Here is a 17,521-nt window from a genome sequence, read left to right on the forward strand (position 1 = left end):
CCGTGTGCCCGGGACGGCACACGGCGTTCCCGTTTCAACCGCCAACCGCATGGAGCAGCTCATGGCGCTCAAATCCAAGCTTCTGCTGATCATCCTCGATGGCGTGCCCTACCGGAACTGGCGCCGGCTGATGGGCAATCTCGAAGGTTGGGTGCAATCGGGCGAGGCGCGCGTCTGGAAGATGCGCTCGGTGCTGCCGTCGACCTCGGCCTGCTGCTATGCGTCGATCCACACCGGGGTTTCACCGCAGGTGCACGGGATTCTCTCCAACGAGAACCGGTTCCGCGTCGAGCAGCCCGATATCTTCTCCGAGGTCAGCAAGGCAGGCGGCAAGACGGGGGCGGTGACCCATTCCTACTGGTCGGAGTTCTTCCGCGCCTATCCGTTCGACCTGGTCGAGGACATGGAATTCGACGAGCCAAGCGGGCCGATCACGCATGGCCGCTTCCACACCATGACCGGTTACAATCTTCGCAACCAGATGACGCCGAGCGATGTCGACCTGTTCGCGACACTGACGATGCTGACGAAACGCCATGGCATCGACTACGGCATCCTGCACACCTGCACGCTGGATTCGATGGGGCACCGCTTCGGCCACGACTGCCATGAGATGGACCACGCTGTCTATGCGATGGACGGCATGCTGGCGGCCTTCCTGCCCCGTTGGATCGAAGCCGGTTACGAGGTGATGGTCACCGCCGACCATGGCCAGACCGATCGTGGTCATCATGGCGGCCATGACGACGAGATGCAGGATTTCGCGCTGTATTATTTCGGGCCTGGCACGGGGCCGCAGGCCGATACTCTGCTCGACCAGTTGCAGCTGGCGCCGACAATCTTAAGCCGGCTGGATGTTCCCGTGCCCGCGACGATGAAGGCGAAGTCGTTCTTGGGATGAACTGAATGCGACGTTGGCGTCTCCTCTCCCCGTCCTTTACCGGGAGAGGGTGAGGGGCAGCGCCAAAGTCGAATATAAGAACCTCACGCCGGCGCCGCCCCTCATCCGCCTGCCGGCACCTTCTCCCCGTATAGTGACTGGGAGAAGGGATGCTCTGGCAACCGCCCCGCTCTTCGGTTAGCCTCCTAAAAATTCCTTGGCGGAGGATGAACCTTTTTGGACCGATCAGCGACAGAGCAGACAGGAGCCAGGCGGCTCGACCGGCCATGACGGCAGCGACGGAGACCGATCGCGCGCTTGTCGACCGGGTCGCGAAGGGCGACCGTGCCGCCGTGCGGCTCCTGTTCATGCGTCACCACGCGCGGGTCTACCGCTTCGTGGCGCGCCAGACGGGATCGGAAATGATGGCCGACGATATCGCCAACGAAGTCTTCCTCGAGCTGTGGCGCCAGGCGCCGGGGTTCGAAGGGCGCTCCGAAGTCTCGACATGGCTGCTCGGCATCGCCCGTTTCAAGGCGCTGTCCTTTCTGCGCAAGAAGAAGGAAGACTGGATCGACGACGAGGCCGCCGCCGCGGTGCCCGACGGCGCCGACACGCCGGAAGTCGTCACCATGAAGGAAGACAAGGCCGCCGCCCTGCGGCGCTTCGTGGATGCCTTGCCCGAAGAGCATCGCGTCGTCATCGATCTTGCCTATTATCACGGACAGTCGGTGAGCGAGATCGGCGAGGTGCTCGACATTCCGGTCGCCACCGTCAAGACCCGGATGTTCTACGCCCGCAAGAAACTCGGCGAGGCCCTCAAGGCCGCCGGTTACGACAGGGGGTGGCCATGAGCGCCGCTGAAAAGATGTCGCGCCGCGACGAAATGGAAACGCTGCTGCCGTTCTACCTGAACGGCTCGCTGGAAGGTTCCGATCTGGAAGCGGTCGAGGAATGGCTGGCCAGCGATCCGGCCGCACTTGCCGCCCTTGGTGAGGCTGAAGCCGAATTCTCCGGCGCCACGGCCGCCAACGAAGCAATCCGGCCGCCGGCCGATGCGCTCAGCCGCTTTGCCAAGGCACTCGACGCCGAGGCCGGGCCTGCGCGCAAGCCGGCAGGATCGTCCTGGCTGGCGCAGGCCTGGGGCCGCTTCATGGCGGTGCCGGTCGGTGTCGCCTGGGCGGCAGCCGCGGTTCTGCTGGCCCTGGTCATGGTGCAGTCGTTTGTCGAACCCGGCGGCAAAGGCAATGATTTCGAGATTGCCGGCGCGGAAAACGATCCGGCGAAAATGCCGTTCGCCCTGGTCAAGTTCAAGCCGGATGCCAACATGTCGGACATATCCGCCTTCCTCGGCAGCAACGGGCTGAAGATCATCGGCGGACCGACCGCCGACGGCGTGTTCCGGCTTGGCATTCCGGCCCCGACCGCTGCCGACTACAACAAGCAAATCGGCCTTGTTGCCGCCCAGGCTTTCACGGAAACTGTGATCGAGGGAAGGAAACCCGTTGATGGCGGCTGAGGCAGTCATTCGATTTGCGGCAATCCTTGCGGCGGCGATGACAATCGTCGCCGTGCCCGCGTCGGCGCAGACCAACGACCCCAATCCAGACCAGACCAAAATCGACTGCCGCGACGGGACCAATGCGGCGGGAGCCGACTGCGCCAAGAACGGCAATGACACAAAGGGCGGATCGGACGCAGGCCAATCCGGCGCCGTCTTCCTGCCGGCGCTGATCGTCGACCTGTTTCCCAACCCGGAGGCGCCTCCGACCCCTGTGCCGACGCCACGGCCGGCACCCGCGACGCTGCCTGCCGATACTCAAGCCGGCCCCCCGCCTGGCGGCCCGATCGTCTCGCCGACCGATCTCATCGCCGTTCAGCCGCGGCGCGCCGTGGTCGGCGATTTCGTGCCCGACGAGGTGCTGGTGACCGTCGACGGCGATGCCGGTGCCGTGCAGCAGATCGCCGCCTCCTTCGGCCTGCAGGTGCGCTCGCAGCGCCAGTCGCGGCTGCTTGGCACCACGCTGGTGCGCTTCGGCATTCCCGACGGCCGGCCCGTCGGCGTCGTGCTGGCGCAACTGGCCGCCGACGGCCGCACACAGCGGCGCGAGCCCAATCATGTGTATTCGCTGCAGCAGGCCGCCGGCATCGTCAACTATGCGTTCGATCATATCGCGCTCGATTCCAAACAGGCCAGCGGCGAAAACGTTCGCATCGCGGTGATCGACACCGGCATCGACGACACCAACCCGGCGCTGTCGGGCGTCATTGCCGGGCAGTTCGACGCCATGCCCGACGTGCCGATCGAAAAGCGCGATCACGGCACGTCGATCGACGGGCTGATCGCCGGCGTCGGCGTGCTGGAAGGCATGGCGCCGGGCGCAAAAATCTATCACGCCCGCGCCTTCGAGGGCGGCAAGTCGACCATGGACGTCATCCTGTCGGCGCTCGACTGGGCGGCGGAACAGGACGTGCGCATCATCAATATGAGCTTCGTCGGGCCGAAGAACGATTTGCTCGGCGTCGCCTGCCGCAATGCCCGCGCACTCGGCATGGTGCTGGTCGCCGCAGCCGGCAACAACGGGCCGAAGGCGCCCTATGGCTATCCGGCGGCCTTCGATGGTGTCATCGCAGTCACCGCCACCGACGCCAAGGATGGGCTGATGCCGCAGGCCAATCGCGGCGCCTATGTCTTCATCTCGGCGCCCGGCGTCGAGATGGTGGCGCCGAGCGGCGGCGGTTCGGACGTGGTCACAGGCACCTCGTTTGCGGCGGCGATCGTGAGTGGCGCCATCGCCAATCTCATCCATGCCGCGCCTGATCGTTCGGCCGACGACATCGAGAAAGCGCTCGCGGCGACGGCCAGGGATCTCGGCCCAAAGGGACGCGACAATGATTTCGGCTACGGGCTGCTGGACATCAAGGCGGCAGGGGCTGCGAAGGAGTAAGGTCGGCGCTTGCAGCGCTTCGGGAGACAGTTCTAAACAGGCGCCCCCGCCACCGATCCCCTAACCACCAGGTCGACCGGCCAGACCTCGCCGCGAGCGCCCTCCTCCAGGCCGGAAATCCGTGCCGCCAGCCGCTCGGCGACACGGGCGCCGGCCAGACGGATCGATGAACGCGTCGTTGACAGCGGCACCGAAAAATTCTCCGGCCTCAGCCAGGGGAAGACATCGTCATGGGCGATCAGCGACACGTCGCCCGGAATGCTCAGGCCGAGGTCGCGCACCGCACGCACGACGCCCAGCGCCATGATCAGGCTGGAGCAGGCGATCGCGGTCGGCGCGTCGTCCTCTTCCAGCAAGCGCCTGGTGGCGCGATAGCCGTTCTCCTCGGTCATATCGACCGAGCAGACATGGCGTTCGCTCAATGTCAGTCCGCTCGCGGCAAGCGCCCGGCGCACGCCGCGTTCTCGATGGATGGCGAAGGTCTCGCGGTCGTCACCATTGATCAGCGCCAGCCGCCGATGACCGAGCTGGATCAGCAGCCTGGCCGCTTCGTGGAAGGCGCCCTCATTGTCGATGTCGGTAAAAGCATAGTCGAAGTCGAAGCCCTCACTGCGGCCATGGACGATGAAGGGAATGCCGAGCGTGTTGACCAGCGCCACGCGCCGGTCAACGGGCCGCGGCGAGGAGATGTAGACGGCGTCGACCTGCCGGTTGGCGACGATGCGCCGGTAGGTGGTTTCCTGGTCGTCGGCGTCGGCCGGCGACAGCACAAGATCGAGCTCGTGCGAGCGGGCATAGTCGCCAAGACCGGACAGGAACTCGACGAAATGCGGATCGATGTCGACGGACGCACCGGTCGGCAGGACATAGCCGATCATGCCGGTCTTGCCGGTCGCCAGCCGGCGCGCGCTCGGGTTGGGACGGTAGCCATGGCGCTTGGCGGCATCCATGACACGCCTGCGCGTTTCCTCGTTGACCTCGGGATAGCCGTTCAGAGCGCGGCTTACCGTGGTTTGCGAAAGTGCCAGCATGTGGGCGAGCTGCTTGAGGTTCACGAAAGTCTCCATTCCCTCAAAGCGCTTTTAAATTGAATCGACCCAAGTGCCACCGAGGCCGAGCCATACAAGCCGAACCATAGACGCGGTTTGGGCGTGTTTGAAACAAAAATTGCTGCTGCATCGCCATAATAGTATGCTGCAGCGCACTTTCAGGAGTTAAGATGCGCGAACCTAAATCGATTAATTCGCCAGCCTCTTGACTTCCTGGCAATTCAATGGCGTGATCAAAAAAGCCAAAGCGCTTTGGAAGACTCTTCGAAAGGTTGCGGTTCCTTTCCGACTGAGTCACAGTCCTGCGGCGTCGGCGGGCGGAATGGAGGTTCCGTCCGGTGTGTGAGACCCACTGGGAGGAATACCGATGAAGAAAATGCTTTTGCTGGGTGCTGCGTTTGCCACGTTCGCCCTGAACGCGCCCGCGCAGGCCGAACTGAAGTTCAAGCCCGGCGAAGACAAGCGCTTCAACTGGGCGAACTACGAAGAACTCAAGAAAGTCGACCTCAAGGGTGAGACACTGTCGATCTTCGGGCCGTGGCGCGGCGAGGACGAAGGCCTGGTGCGCGGCGTTCTCGACTATTTCTCGGAAGCCACCGGCGTCGAGATCAAATACTCCTCCTCGGAGAATTACGAGCAGCAGATCGTCATCGACACACAGGCCGGCAGCCCGCCCAACATCGCCGTGCTGCCCCAGCCGGGCCTGATCCAGGATCTGGCATCGAAGGGCCTTTTGACGCCACTCGGTGACGACACCGCCAAATGGGTCAAGGACAATTATGGCGCCGGCCAGTCATGGGTCGATCTCGGCACCTTCAAGGACAAGGACGGCAAGCCGGGCTTCTTCGCCTTCCCTTACAAGGCCGACGTGAAGTCGCTGGTCTGGTACTCGCCGGATAATTTCGAGGAAGCCGGCTACAAGGTGCCGAAGACCCAGGAAGAACTCGCCGATCTCGAAAAGAAGATCATCGCCGATGGCGGCAAGCCCTGGTGCATCGGCCTCGGCTCCGGCGGCGCCACCGGCTGGCCGGCGACCGACTGGGTCGAAGACCTGATGCTGCGCACCCAGCCTCCGGAGGTCTACGACAAATGGGTGAAGAACGAGATTCCGTTCAACGATCCGGCGGTGGTCAACGCCATCGACATATTCGGCAAGATCGCGACCGACGACAAGATGGTCGACGGCGGCGCCAAGGCGGTTGCGGCGACCGATTTCCGCGACAGTCCGAAGGGTCTCTTTTCGGTGCCGCCGAAATGCTACCTGCACCACCAGGCATCGTTCATCCCGACCTTCTTCCCGGAAGGCACCAAGGTCGGCCAGGACGCGGACTTCTTCTACTTCCCGCCCTATGCCTCCAAGCCTGAACTGGGCACGCCCGTGCTCGGCGCCGGTACGCTGGCGATGATCACCAAGGACAGCAAGAGTGCGCGCGCGTTCATCGAATTCCTGAAGATGCCGCTCGCCCACGAGATCTGGATGGCCGAAGGCGGCTTCGTGACGCCGCTCAAGTCGGTCAACAAGGATGCCTATGCCAGCGACGCGCTGAAGAAGCAGGGCGAAATCCTCGCCAATGCCTCGACTTTCCGCTTCGACGGTTCCGACCTGATGCCGGGCAAGATCGGCGCCGGCGCCTTCTGGACCGGCATGATCGACCTGGTCGGCGGCAAGTCGGCGCAGGACGTCGCCACCGACATCCAGAAGAGCTGGGACGCGATCAAGTAGCGGCCGGCACGTAAGCGACCAACCATTCTCGCACTGGGTCCGGGCCCTACTGGCCCGGATCCGACGGCGGCCCGTGCCGCAGCCTTTCGTCATGAGCGCATTGACATGAAGCGCGATCGGCAATGTGCGCAAACCGCCGATGACGTGCTCCAAACAACTGAATCGGCGCCTGGTCCCCGTCACCAAGGTCATTCCTTGTCGGATCATGCGCAGGGGGAGAGGGACCCATGGCGGCTCAGATTTTCTCGGCCATAACTGTCATCATCATCGGGGTCGGCGGTTGCGTCGCCTATTTCTGGGGCGCCAACAGGCTGGTCGACCTGATATTCCCGTCACGCGGCGTCGCCGGTGCCGCGGCCATCGACAATCTGCGCCGGCAAGGGCTGGTCCGGCCATGGCTGTTCGTCGGTCCGGCGATGATCATCCTCACCATTTACCTGATCTATCCGGTGGTCGAGACGCTGCGGCTGTCGTTCCTCGATCGCAGCGGCATCAATTTCGTCGGCCTGGCGAACTATGAATGGGCGTTCGGCGATCGCGAGTTCCGCAACTCGATCCTCAACAACATCATCTGGCTCGCGGTGGTGCCGGCAGCTTGCACCTTCCTCGGGCTGATCATCGCCGTGCTCACCGACAAGATCTGGTGGGGCACGATCGCCAAGAGCCTGATCTTCCTGCCGCTGGCGATCTCCTTCGTCGGCGCCAGCGTCATCTGGAAATTCATCTACGAGTATCGGGGCGAAGGCCAGACGCAGATCGGCATCCTCAACGCCATCATCCAGCATTTCGGCGGCCAACCGCAGGTCTGGATATCGCTGCCGTTCTGGAACAATTTCTTCCTGATGATCATCCTGATCTGGATCCAGACCGGCTTTGCCATGGTCATCCTGTCTTCCGCCCTGCGCGGCATCCCCGAGGAAACGCTGGAAGCCGCTGTCATCGACGGCGCCAATCCGTTCCAGATCTTCTGGAAGATCATGGTGCCGCAGATCTGGGGCACCATCGCCGTGGTCTGGACCACGATCACCATTCTGGTGCTCAAAGTGTTCGACATCGTGCTGACCATGACCAACGGCCAGTGGAACAGCCAGGTGCTGGCCAATCTGATGTTCGACTGGATGTTCCGCGGCGGCGGCGATTTCGGCCGCGGCGCCACCATTGCCATCATCATCATGATCGCGGTCATTCCGATCATGGTCTGGAACATCCGCCAGGCGAACAAAGAGACGGGAGGACATTGAGATGGCCGTCGCGACCGGAAATTCCTTCGCCAGCCGCTTTGGCGTCCACATCGCCGTGCTCATCTTCGTCGCGATCTGGACCATACCGACGCTCGGCATCCTGGTTTCATCGCTGCGTGACAAGAACCAGATCATCGCCTCGGGATGGTGGAACTCGTTCGCCAGTTCCACCCAGACGGAAGCCGGCCGGCTGCCGCCCGCCTCGGCGCAGGTCGAGAAAGACGGCAAGTTCCTCCTCGAGGGCAATATCTTCGGCGACGGCGCCAAGCGCGACATCAGCGCCTTCGGCGTCAAATCGGCGGCACCGACGCAATATCCCGCCGGCACATCAGCCGATCTCGGCGATGGCGTGACCCTGCAGCTCAACGCCGACGGCGGTTTCATCATGCAGTCGCCCAAGGCGTTCGAAGGCGATCGCGGCCAGCGCGTCTACTATGCCTCGTCGGCGCCGCCGAAATTCACCATCGACAACTACAAAACGGTGCTGTTTTCCGAGGGCATCGGACGGTCGTTCATGAATTCGCTGACCGTCACCATCCCGGCGACAATCATCCCGATCCTGATCGCCGCCTTTGCCGCCTATGCACTGGCCTGGATGCGGTTTCCCGGCCGGGCGCTGCTGATCGCTGTCATCATCGGTCTGCTGGTGGTGCCGCTGCAGATGTCGCTGATCCCGCTTTTGAAACTCTACAACGGCGTCGGCTCGTTCTTCGGCATGCCGTCGAAGACCTATCTCGGCATCTGGCTGGCGCATACCGGCTTCGGCCTGCCCTTCGCCATCTACCTGCTGCGCAGCTACATTGCCGGCCTGCCGCGCGAAATCATGGAATCGGCGCGCATCGACGGCGCCAGCGATTTCGAGATCTTCGTCAAGATCGTCTTGCCGCTGTCGTTCCCGGTGCTGGCTTCGTTTGCCATCTTCCAGTTCCTGTGGGTATGGAACGATCTGCTGGTGGCGATGGTTTTCCTCGGTACAGAGGCGGACCAGATCGTGCTGACCGCCAAGCTCAACGCGCTGTTGGGCTCACGCGGCGGCGACTGGGAGATTCTGACGACATCGGCTTTCGTGACCATAATCGTGCCGCTGATCGTGTTCTTCTCGCTGCAGCGCTATTTTGTCCGCGGGCTGCTTGCCGGCTCGGTGAAAGGAGGCTGAGACGATGCAATCCGCTTTGAAGGCCAGCTCGAAGCCTGACCTCGCCATCGATCGCGACTGGTGGCGGGGCGCGGTGATCTACCAGATCTATCCGCGCAGCTATCAGGACTCGAATGGCGACGGCATCGGAGATCTCAAGGGCATCATAGGCCGCCTCCCCTACATCGCCGCACTCGGCGCGGATGCCATCTGGATTTCGCCGTTCTTCAAGTCGCCGATGAAAGATTTCGGCTATGACGTATCGGATTACTGCGATGTCGATCCGATGTTCGGCACGCTGGCCGATTTCGACGCGCTGACCGCCGAGGCGCACAGGCTGGGCTTGAAGGTGATGATCGACGAGGTGCTGTCGCACACCGCCGACAACCACCCATGGTTCAAGGAAAGCCGGTCGAGCCGCAGCAACCCGAAAGCCGACTGGTACGTCTGGGCAGACGCCAGGCCGGACGGCACGCCGCCCAACAACTGGCTGTCGATCTTCGGCGGCTCGGCCTGGCAATGGGACACCAGCCGCCAGCAATATTACATGCACAATTTCCTGGCCGAACAGCCCGACCTCAACTTCCACAACCACGAAGTCCAGGACGCATTGCTCGACGTCACCCGCTTCTGGCTGGAGCGCGGCGTCGATGGTTTCCGGCTCGACACCATCAATTTCTACTTCCACAGCCAGGGCCTGGAAAACAATCCGCCGCTGCCGCCGGAAGAGCGCAACGACCAGACCGCGCCGGCGGTCAACCCCTACAACTACCAGGACCATCTCTACGACAAGAGCCGGCCCGAGAACCTCGGCTTCCTCGAACGGTTCCGTGCCCTGCTTGATGAATATCCGGCAACCGCAGCGGTCGGCGAGGTCGGCGATTCGCAGCGCGGGCTTGAAGTGGTTGCCGCCTACACCGCCGGCGGCAAGCGCGTGCATATGTGCTACTCCTTCGATTTCCTGGCGCCGGAAAAGATCAGCGCGGGCAAGGTTCGCTCGGTGCTGGAATCCTTCGGCAAGGTCGCCAGCGACGGCTGGTCGTGCTGGGCCTTTTCCAACCATGACGTGATGCGCCCGGCCTCGCGCTGGGCGGCCAATGAGGCCGACCCGACAGCCTATCTCAAGGTCATCTCGGCGCTGCTGATGTCCCTGCGCGGTTCGGTCTGCATCTATCAGGGCGAGGAGCTTGGGCTCGGTGAAGCAGAGCTGCGATTCGAGGATTTGCAGGATCCCTATGGCATCCGCTTCTGGCCGGAATTCAAGGGCCGCGACGGCTGCCGCACACCGATGGTGTGGGATGGCGGCGCCAAGAATGGCGGCTTCTCCCCAGCAAAGCCCTGGCTGCCGGTGCCGGCCAAGCATCTAGCGCAAGCGGTCAATGTCCAACAGGGCGACGAGGCTTCGCTGCTTGAGCACTACCGACGCTTTCTCACCTTCCGGCGTGCCCATCCGGCGCTCGCCAAGGGCGACATCAATTTCATCGAAAGTGAGGGAGATACCGTCGCCTTCACGCGCCGCGCAGGCAACGAGCAGATCGTCTGCGTCTTCAATCTGGGAGCCGGGCCGGCCAAGGTTGACCTTGGCGGCCGATCGCTGCAACCTCTGCCCGGGCACGGATTTTCGGGGCAGGCGAACAGCGGTTCCATCGAGCTTGGCGGCTACGGCGCCTGGTTCGGGCGTCTCGACTGAATTTCCAATCACTGGAGGAAACCAAATGGCCGATGTCACGCTAAGACAAGTGAAGAAGTCCTACGGCAATCTGAACATTCTCCACGGCATCGACCTCGATATTAAGTCGGGCGAGTTCATCGTCTTCGTCGGCCCGTCGGGCTGCGGCAAGTCGACATTGCTGAGATCGATCGCCGGGCTCGAGGAAATCACCTCCGGCGAGCTTAGAATAGCCGGCGAAGTGGTGAACGACGTGCCGCCGTCGAAGCGCGGCATCGCCATGGTGTTCCAGTCCTACGCGCTCTACCCGCACATGACCGTCTACGACAACATGGCGTTCTCGATGAAGATCGGCAAAGAGAACAAGGCCGAGATCGACCGCCGTGTGCGTCAGGCCGCCGAGATCCTGCAATTGACCAAATATCTCGACCGCCTGCCCAAGGCGATGTCAGGCGGCCAGCGCCAGCGCGTCGCCATCGGCCGCGCCATCGTGCGCAATCCGAAGGTGTTCCTGTTCGACGAGCCGCTTTCGAACCTCGACGCCGCGCTGCGCGTCGCCACCCGCATCGAAATCGCCAAGCTCAAGGAATCGATGCCCAACACGACCATGATCTACGTCACCCACGATCAGGTCGAGGCGATGACGCTGGCCGACCGCATCGTGGTGCTCAAGGACGGCCATATCGAGCAGGTCGGCACGCCGATGGATCTCTACAAGAAGCCCGGCAATCTGTTCGTTGCCCAGTTCATTGGCTCGCCGGCCATGAACATCCTGCCCGCGACCATCGACAAGTCAGGCAATCCGACCGTCGTCAGCCATGTCGGCGGACGCAAGGCAACCGTGCCGATCGCAACGCCGGCTTCGGCGAAGGGTGCTGCGGTGAGCTTTGGCGTGCGGCCGGAGGACCTGATCATCGCCAGCGGCGCGGACTATCTGTTCGAGGGGACGGTCGACTATGTCGAGCAGCTCGGCGAGGTGCAGCTGGTCTATGTCGACATCGGTCGCGCCGACCTGCCGCTGGTGACCAAGCTGCCCGGCAATGTCGAGGTCAAGCGTGGTTCGACGTTGCGGCTGAGCGCCAATGGCGAGGACCTGCATATCTTCGACGCTGACGGACGGTCGTTTGCCCTTCATGAGGCTGAAGCGAAGGCGGCCTGAGGCAGGACCGCGTCTTGGACGCAAAAAGAGCGGCGGGCTAGGCCCGCCGCTCTTTTGTTGAAGATCAGCTTCGGCTGTTAACGGCCGAAGAGATTCCGGTCGCTGCCCTGAGGGGCGGACTTCTCCACGTCGCCCGACGAATTGAGCAGCTTCTCGACGAGGCCACCGCTGTTGCGGACCGAGCTCGTATGCGCGCTGTCAACCGAAGTAACCGCAGGCTGATTGGCGCCATTGGAGCCAAAGTTGTCGCTGCCGGCGAACGCGCTGCCGGTGATGGCCAGAACGGCGGCGGCAGCAATAAGGATCTTGTTCATTTTAATCTCCTGAATTCTGGATTTCGCCAGGACGGCAGACACAGCTGCCGTCGCTTGCGAAATTGGCTGTTAGCGACCGAAGAGGTTACGGTCGCTGCCCTGAGCGGGCGTCTGGGCAGCCGGTTCCGAGGTCTTGGTGGAAGCCGTGTACGACTGGTCCACTGCGGCGGCAGGCTGGTTAGAGCCGTTCGAACCGTAGTTGTCGCTGCCGGCGAAAGCGCTGCCGGAGATGGCCAGAACGGCGGCGGCGGCAATGAAGATCTTGTTCATCTTAAATACTCCTGAATGTCTGAATTTCGCCAGGGCGGCGGGCGAGCCCGCCGTCGACTGGGAATCGGCTGTTAGTTGTTGCCGAAGAGGTTGCGGTCAGCACCCTGGGCAGGCGCCTGAGCAGCCGGTTCCGACTTCTTGGTCGAAGCGGTGTACGAGCTGTCGACAGCAGTGGCTGCCGCGGCGTTCGAACCGTAGTGGTCGCTACCAGCGAAGGCGCTGCCGGAAATGGCCAGAAGGGCTGCGGCAGTGAGAATGATCTTTTTCATTTTTGTACTCCAGTATCGTCTTTTTCCGTCCGTCTAGCGGCGTGTCTTGGAAATGAAATCGCGTCGTTCGGACAGCTCCGATGTGGGAGGGCAACCCCGCCTTTTCCAATCACGAAGTTGTTCCGTGTGGACCATGAATCCACACCTTGAAATTGTGCCAAGGGAACTCTACGGGTATATTTTTCTTCTTTATATCAGCATGTTAGATGTAACCACTGGATGGATCACCGACTGTTTCAGAGGCCCTGCGTTCACACCGTCCTGCACGCACCGTCAACAGAAACGAACCGTTCGGTTCGATTTTAGATCGAGCTAATAGTCACTTTTCGAAACCGTTAACCTTTTTTGACCCCGCCAAGGGATCCGATTCGGGGATATCGCTGCCGGCAAAATGGCCATCCGGGAGGTGGATTTCAGCCCGCGACGGTCTGCGGGAACGTTCGCATGCCGTGTCGCGCCGCATGGATACGATGTCGTTTTCATGCCGACGGCGCGCCCCCGATCGTGGTTAGATCATACCATCTCAGGTGCCGCTTCGTGACGACGAGGCGGAGAATTGGGAAGCCGGTCAGAATCCGGCGCTGCCCCCGCAACGGTGGTGGAGTTCAAGTCGCAACGGGAGACCACTGGGCAACTGCCTGGGAAGGTGTCGCGATGGTCCGCAAGGACAACTCCAGAGCCCGGAAACCAGCCCGAGATTGTTAGACTCGACTGATCGCGGTGGGCGGTCAAGAGGTGGATAGCGCATGTCGGCACCTAGCCGGCCTGCGTTTCAATCCTTCCTCCATCACCACCAGTTCAGTCCTTAGAAACGAGGACAGGACATGGATACCCGCAACGAGATGCTGAGGCTCCTGAAGGGGCGCCGGCAAGGCTTTTCGCTGGAGCAGCCCTTCTACACCGATCCGGACTACTTCAAGCTCGACATGGAGCTGATCTGGTATCGCGACTGGCTGTTCATCGGCCATGATTGCGAACTGCCGAAGCCGGGCAGCTACATCACCGTGCAGATCGGCGACTATCCGGTGGTCCTTGTCCGCGACCAGCACGGCAAGATCAACGCCTTCCACAATTCCTGCCGCCATCGCGGCAGCCGTGTATGCAACACGGAGAAGGGCACGGCGGCAAAGCTCGTCTGCCCCTATCACCAGTGGACCTATGAGCTGGACGGCCGCCTGCTGTTTGCCCGCCAGATGGCCGACGGTTTCGACAAGAGTGATTTCAGCCTGAAGCCGGTCGCCTGCGAGAGCGTCGGCGGCTACATCTTCATCTGCCTGGCCAAGGAACCGGCGGATTTCGCGCCGATGCGGGCGATGATCGAACCCTATCTTTTGCCGCACCGGTTGCGTGAAGCAAAGATCGCCTTCGAGAGCACGATCGTCGAGAAGGGCAACTGGAAGCTGGTCTGGGAAAACAACCGCGAGTGCTATCACTGCGCCGCCAATCACCCGGAGCTGTGCAAGACCTTCCCCGAGGCTCCGACCGTGACCGGCGTCAACGGCGCCGACAGCGACCCTGAAATGGTCGCGCACTGGGCTAGATGCGAGGCATCAGGCCTGCCGAGCAAATTCCGCATCGATCCGGCAGGGCAGTACCGCGCCACCCGCGCGCCTCTGCTGCGCGATGCCGTCAGCTACACTATGACGGGAAAACGAGCGGTCCAGAAGAACCTGTCCGACAGCGTTTCAACCGACCGCATCGGCTCCTTGCTGCTCTATCACTATCCGACGACCTGGAACCATATCCTCGGCGACCACGCCGTCACCTTCCGCGTGCTGCCGATCAGTGCCACGGAAACCGCGGTGACGACGAAATGGCTCGTCCACAAGGATGCGGTCGAAGGGGTCGACTACGACCTCGCTGAGCTCACCCATGTCTGGACCGAGACCAACGACCAGGACCGCCGCATCGTCGAGGAAAACGCCTTCGGCATCCTGTCGCCGGCCTATGAACCAGGCCCCTATTCGGAGCTGCATGAGGGCGGCGTGATCCAGTTCGTCGAATGGTACGCGTCGTTCATCGGGCCGCGCCTCGCAGAAGGCGACCGGCCAGCCTTGCGCAGCGTCGCCTAGCCCAGGGGACAAGAGGATGAATGCGATGACGGACCTTGGCCTCTATCGCCATCTCGACCAGATGACGCCCTGGAACGACAGGCTGCAGGTGCTGGAAGTGATCGGCGTCAGTGACGAAGCGCCTGACGTGAAGACCTTCACCTTCCGCTCCGACAACCAGACCTGGTTCCGCTACAAGCCGGGCCAATTCGTGACTCTGGAACTGCCGACATCGGACGGGCCGCTGATGCGCACCTATACGCTGTCCTCCTCGCCATCGCGGCCGTTCTCGATCGCGGTGACGGTGAAGGCGCAGGCGGGCAGCACCGGTACGCGCTGGATGTTCGACCATCTGACGCCGGGCTCGCACGTCAAGGCCTATGGGCCGACCGGCGACTTCTCGCTGCACAGCCACCCGGCGGCCAAATATCTGTTCATTTCGGCCGGCTCCGGCGTGACGCCGATGATGTCGATGCTGCGCTGGTTGAACGACTGCGCGCCATGGACAGATGTCGGCTTCGTCAACTGTGCGCGCCGCCCGGAAGAGATCATTTTCCGCAAGGAACTTGAGCTGCTCGGCAGCCGCATGCCCGGCCTGTCGCTCGGCTTCATGATCGAGGAGCGGTCGAGCCGCGAGGGCTGGTTCGGCCATATGGGCCGCATCGACGCGATCCGGCTGCCATTGCTGGCGCCCGATTTCCGTGAGCGCGAGATCTTCTGCTGCGGCCCCGATCCCTTCATGCGCGCCGTGCGCGGCATGCTGGACGCCGCCGGCTTCGACATGGCGAAATACCATCAGGAAAGCTTTGCGGCGCCTACCGTGGAGGAGATCCCGGCGCCGTTCTCGCCGCCGGCGGAAGACGGCGCCGCTGCTGCTGTCGAGGCCGTGACACCAATCCGGTTCTCGCTTTCCGATGTCGATGCCGAATGCGTCGCCGGCCAGACCGTGCTGCAGACGGCACGCGCCTCTGGGGTGCGGATTCCCGCCGCCTGCGAGTTCGGCCTGTGCGGCACCTGCAAGGTGAGGAAGGTCGCGGGCGATGTCGAGATGAGCCACAATGGCGGCATCCTCGATCACGAAATCGAGGACGGCTTTATCCTCGCCTGTTGCTCGAAGCCGCTTTCTGCGCTTGAAATCGAAGCGTGATCGGCTGCGCTCGCCCCGAGCCTGCGCCATCTTGCCAAAAACCCTGCAAATGGTTAGACGCCTGCAACGGTGGGGTTGACCGTAAGGCCCGAAGATCATCTCCGCGGCCTGCTCGGCGGGGGAGCAAACATGCGACAATCCGGCATCTATGCCATTGCCAGCAAGGATATCGTCTTTGAATCCTTCGACGGCGAAGCCGTCGTTCTTGACCTGACCACGGGCAAATATTTCGGCTTCTCTGATTCAGGCAGCAGACTTTGGGATGCACTGTCGTCCGGCGTGCCTGCCTCCGAACTTGTCGGCGCCGCGACCGGAATTGGCGCCCTCGATGCCGCCGCGATTGACGGCTTTGTTTCACAATTGCTCGAATTCGGTTTGCTGGCGGCCGTAACCGATGGCGTGGCAAGACCGGTTCCAAGCGAATTGCTGGCTCAGCTCGCCGCTGCCAGAGAGCCCCTCAAGGTCGACATCCATGACGATCTCGCCGATCTCATTGTCGTCGATCCCATCCACGAGGTCGAGGAGCCCCTCGGCTGGCCCGCGGTGAAGCAAGCCAACTGAAGCGCCCATCAGGTTCTCGTTGCCGGACAGCTCCGGAACAGGCAAACCCATGCCGAACATCACTCTCGAAAACTTGGTTGACTACGCACGTCATGTCCTGGCGCAAGCAGAGAGCAGCGCCGCGCATTATCCACTGACCCGCAAGGCGAGCTTGCCGCATCTGGATCTGACCGCGCATGTCAGCGCCGGCGCGTTGGCGGCTGCCGTCGCTCATGGCTTTGTCACTGCTCCGGGCAACCGAACGCCTGCCGACATCTGCCGCGTCTTCGTCGCGCATCCCGGCATAGACGGCATCGCGGCACCGGCCAGGTGGGGCCAGGGAGCCTTCACGCAGCATGGCTTCGCCACCCAACTGGCGGAAGCCGGTTTGCGTGGCAACCATTTCCACGACCTGGATTTCTGGCAGTTCTATGATCCGCAACGTCGCGTTGGCGTGCAATTGATGGCTTCGGCCGACGCCTTTCCGCCGTGGGAGCCGGGAGCGCCGCTGCGGGCTTTCCTGCATTGGGAATATGGGGCGCGCGGCATGCGCCTTGCCCATGCCGGCACGCTCGGCGCCAATGGCAAGGGCGTCCTGCTGGCCGGCGCGGGCGGCGCCGGGAAATCCGGAACCGTCGCCGCCGGCCTCCTCAACGGACTGGACAGCGTCGGCGACGACTATGTGCTGGTCGACCTTGCCAACGGCGTGACTGCCCGCCCACTGTTTTCAACACTCAAGCAGGATCCCCAAGGGTTCGCGCGGCTTGGGCTGAAGCATCGGCTGCCGGCGCATGGTCCGCTCAACTGGCAAGGCAAGCATGCTTTTCACATTGATGACATCGCGCCCCGACCGGTGCCCGAAACTCTGGACATCGTCGCGCTGTTGGCGCCACATATCGACGGTGGCGGGGCAAGTTCGATCGTGCCGGTGTCGCGCAGGGATGCCATGATCGCCTTGGCGCCGTCGGGCATAGCGCAGATGCCGGGCGAGCGGGAGAGCGGCTTTCGCTTCTTCAGCGACCTGACCCGCCTGCTGCCGTGCTATCGTCTGTCGCTGGGGACGCAGCCCCAGGAGATAGCCGGCACGATTGCGGACTTTCTCGCGCGGGGCGATTCGTGAAACTGA

At 62.7% G+C, this 17,521-nt stretch carries 17 protein-coding genes and 1 riboswitch; of the genes, 13 read left to right on the plus strand and 4 right to left on the minus strand.

The features are described from left to right. The first annotated feature begins 61 nt into the window (after positions 1–61). The 4 genes from NKJ00_RS12715 to NKJ00_RS12730 all read left to right on the plus strand — a co-directional run bounded on the left by NKJ00_RS12715 (position 62) and on the right by NKJ00_RS12730 (position 3,828). Positions 62–901 carry an alkaline phosphatase family protein gene (locus NKJ00_RS12715; RefSeq protein ID WP_352554594.1) on the plus strand — a complete coding sequence of 280 codons (840 nt, stop codon included), beginning with the start codon at positions 62–64 and terminating at the stop codon, positions 899–901. Positions 902–1,167: 266 nt separating this feature from the next. After that, complete coding sequence (locus NKJ00_RS12720; RefSeq protein ID WP_127320821.1) at positions 1,168–1,734, plus strand: sigma-70 family RNA polymerase sigma factor; 567 nt, start codon at positions 1,168–1,170, stop codon at positions 1,732–1,734. Beyond that, on the plus strand, positions 1,731–2,399 hold the full coding sequence (locus tag NKJ00_RS12725; protein ID WP_023813645.1) for a hypothetical protein: 669 nt from the start codon (positions 1,731–1,733) through the stop codon (positions 2,397–2,399). The genes NKJ00_RS12720 and NKJ00_RS12725 overlap by 4 nt, the downstream gene beginning before the upstream one ends. Beyond that, a complete protein-coding gene (locus NKJ00_RS12730) occupies positions 2,389–3,828 on the plus strand; it encodes a S8 family serine peptidase (RefSeq protein WP_023813646.1) in 1,440 nt (479 codons plus the stop codon). Before NKJ00_RS12725 ends, NKJ00_RS12730 begins: the two co-directional genes overlap by 11 nt. A gap of 32 nt (positions 3,829–3,860) precedes the next feature. Here the strand turns inward: NKJ00_RS12730 and NKJ00_RS12735 are convergent, their stop codons facing one another. Beyond that, positions 3,861–4,883, minus strand: a complete 1,023-nt coding sequence (locus NKJ00_RS12735; RefSeq protein ID WP_023813647.1) for a substrate-binding domain-containing protein — start codon at positions 4,881–4,883, stop codon at positions 3,861–3,863. Between the two features lie 361 nt (positions 4,884–5,244). Here NKJ00_RS12735 and NKJ00_RS12740 point away from each other — a divergent pair, with 361 nt between their 5' ends. The 5 genes from NKJ00_RS12740 to NKJ00_RS12760 all read left to right on the plus strand — a co-directional run bounded on the left by NKJ00_RS12740 (position 5,245) and on the right by NKJ00_RS12760 (position 11,804). Then, positions 5,245–6,600 carry an ABC transporter substrate-binding protein gene (locus NKJ00_RS12740; protein ID WP_127267791.1) on the plus strand — a complete coding sequence of 452 codons (1,356 nt, stop codon included), beginning with the start codon at positions 5,245–5,247 and terminating at the stop codon, positions 6,598–6,600. A gap of 227 nt (positions 6,601–6,827) precedes the next feature. Further along, positions 6,828–7,841 carry a carbohydrate ABC transporter permease gene (locus NKJ00_RS12745; protein ID WP_023813648.1) on the plus strand — a complete coding sequence of 338 codons (1,014 nt, stop codon included), beginning with the start codon at positions 6,828–6,830 and terminating at the stop codon, positions 7,839–7,841. Between the two features lies 1 nt (position 7,842). Next, positions 7,843–8,997 carry a carbohydrate ABC transporter permease gene (locus NKJ00_RS12750; RefSeq protein ID WP_352629896.1) on the plus strand — a complete coding sequence of 385 codons (1,155 nt, stop codon included), beginning with the start codon at positions 7,843–7,845 and terminating at the stop codon, positions 8,995–8,997. Between the two features lie 4 nt (positions 8,998–9,001). Further along, a complete protein-coding gene (bglA, locus tag NKJ00_RS12755) occupies positions 9,002–10,666 on the plus strand; it encodes a beta-galactosidase BglA (protein WP_352611613.1) in 1,665 nt (554 codons plus the stop codon). Between the two features lie 25 nt (positions 10,667–10,691). After that, positions 10,692–11,804 (plus strand): ABC transporter ATP-binding protein, encoded by a 1,113-nt coding sequence (locus NKJ00_RS12760; protein WP_352611614.1) that lies wholly within the window; start codon positions 10,692–10,694, stop codon positions 11,802–11,804. Positions 11,805–11,881: 77 nt separating this feature from the next. Here NKJ00_RS12760 and NKJ00_RS12765 read toward each other — a convergent pair whose 3' ends face one another. The 3 genes from NKJ00_RS12765 to NKJ00_RS12775 form a co-directional block, all read right to left on the minus strand. Then, positions 11,882–12,118: a DUF680 domain-containing protein gene (locus tag NKJ00_RS12765; protein ID WP_023813652.1), complete on the minus strand. Its 237-nt coding sequence runs from the start codon at positions 12,116–12,118 to the stop codon at positions 11,882–11,884. A 69-nt stretch (positions 12,119–12,187) separates the two neighbouring features. Further along, entirely contained in the window at positions 12,188–12,388 is a 201-nt protein-coding gene (locus tag NKJ00_RS12770; protein ID WP_352611615.1) for a DUF680 domain-containing protein, read from the minus strand. Between the two features lie 71 nt (positions 12,389–12,459). Then, entirely contained in the window at positions 12,460–12,657 is a 198-nt protein-coding gene (locus NKJ00_RS12775; RefSeq protein WP_013528268.1) for a DUF680 domain-containing protein, read from the minus strand. A 508-nt stretch (positions 12,658–13,165) separates the two neighbouring features. Beyond that, positions 13,166–13,367: riboswitch (cobalamin riboswitch) on the plus strand. 114 nt (positions 13,368–13,481) lie between these two features. Between NKJ00_RS12775 and NKJ00_RS12780 the strand changes: the two genes are divergently transcribed. The 4 genes from NKJ00_RS12780 (at position 13,482) to NKJ00_RS12795 (ending at position 17,515) form a co-directional block, all read left to right on the plus strand. Further along, the gene (locus tag NKJ00_RS12780; RefSeq protein ID WP_352611616.1) at positions 13,482–14,729 is read left to right on the plus strand and encodes an aromatic ring-hydroxylating oxygenase subunit alpha; all 1,248 of its coding nucleotides are present in this window, start codon (positions 13,482–13,484) and stop codon (positions 14,727–14,729) included. Between the two features lie 25 nt (positions 14,730–14,754). Then, entirely contained in the window at positions 14,755–15,855 is a 1,101-nt protein-coding gene (locus tag NKJ00_RS12785; protein WP_352611617.1) for an FAD-binding oxidoreductase, read from the plus strand. Between the two features lie 129 nt (positions 15,856–15,984). Then, complete coding sequence (locus NKJ00_RS12790; RefSeq protein WP_128302761.1) at positions 15,985–16,416, plus strand: PqqD family protein; 432 nt, start codon at positions 15,985–15,987, stop codon at positions 16,414–16,416. Between the two features lie 49 nt (positions 16,417–16,465). After that, the gene (locus tag NKJ00_RS12795) at positions 16,466–17,515 is read left to right on the plus strand and encodes a serine kinase (protein WP_352629898.1); all 1,050 of its coding nucleotides are present in this window, start codon (positions 16,466–16,468) and stop codon (positions 17,513–17,515) included. The last annotated feature ends 6 nt before the right edge of the window (positions 17,516–17,521 follow it).

Source organism: Mesorhizobium sp. M0227 (assembly GCF_040321855.1).
Classification (GTDB): Bacteria; Pseudomonadota; Alphaproteobacteria; order Rhizobiales; family Rhizobiaceae; genus Mesorhizobium.

Coding starts and splice junctions, on each gene's coding strand:
- NKJ00_RS12785 (WP_352611617.1), top strand. CDS start 14,755: ATGACGGACCTTGGCCTCTATCGCCATCTCGACCAGATGACGCCCTGG.
- NKJ00_RS12770 (WP_352611615.1), bottom strand. CDS start 12,388: ATGAACAAGATCTTCATTGCCGCCGCCGCCGTTCTGGCCATCTCCGGC.
- NKJ00_RS12745 (WP_023813648.1), top strand. CDS start 6,828: ATGGCGGCTCAGATTTTCTCGGCCATAACTGTCATCATCATCGGGGTC.
- NKJ00_RS12720 (WP_127320821.1), top strand. CDS start 1,168: ATGACGGCAGCGACGGAGACCGATCGCGCGCTTGTCGACCGGGTCGCG.
- NKJ00_RS12775 (WP_013528268.1), bottom strand. CDS start 12,657: ATGAAAAAGATCATTCTCACTGCCGCAGCCCTTCTGGCCATTTCCGGC.
- NKJ00_RS12765 (WP_023813652.1), bottom strand. CDS start 12,118: ATGAACAAGATCCTTATTGCTGCCGCCGCCGTTCTGGCCATCACCGGC.
- NKJ00_RS12760 (WP_352611614.1), top strand. CDS start 10,692: ATGGCCGATGTCACGCTAAGACAAGTGAAGAAGTCCTACGGCAATCTG.
- NKJ00_RS12750 (WP_352629896.1), top strand. CDS start 7,843: ATGGCCGTCGCGACCGGAAATTCCTTCGCCAGCCGCTTTGGCGTCCAC.
- NKJ00_RS12790 (WP_128302761.1), top strand. CDS start 15,985: ATGCGACAATCCGGCATCTATGCCATTGCCAGCAAGGATATCGTCTTT.
- NKJ00_RS12725 (WP_023813645.1), top strand. CDS start 1,731: ATGAGCGCCGCTGAAAAGATGTCGCGCCGCGACGAAATGGAAACGCTG.
- NKJ00_RS12795 (WP_352629898.1), top strand. CDS start 16,466: ATGCCGAACATCACTCTCGAAAACTTGGTTGACTACGCACGTCATGTC.
- NKJ00_RS12715 (WP_352554594.1), top strand. CDS start 62: ATGGCGCTCAAATCCAAGCTTCTGCTGATCATCCTCGATGGCGTGCCC.
- NKJ00_RS12730 (WP_023813646.1), top strand. CDS start 2,389: ATGGCGGCTGAGGCAGTCATTCGATTTGCGGCAATCCTTGCGGCGGCG.
- NKJ00_RS12780 (WP_352611616.1), top strand. CDS start 13,482: ATGGATACCCGCAACGAGATGCTGAGGCTCCTGAAGGGGCGCCGGCAA.
- bglA (WP_352611613.1), top strand. CDS start 9,002: ATGCAATCCGCTTTGAAGGCCAGCTCGAAGCCTGACCTCGCCATCGAT.
- NKJ00_RS12740 (WP_127267791.1), top strand. CDS start 5,245: ATGAAGAAAATGCTTTTGCTGGGTGCTGCGTTTGCCACGTTCGCCCTG.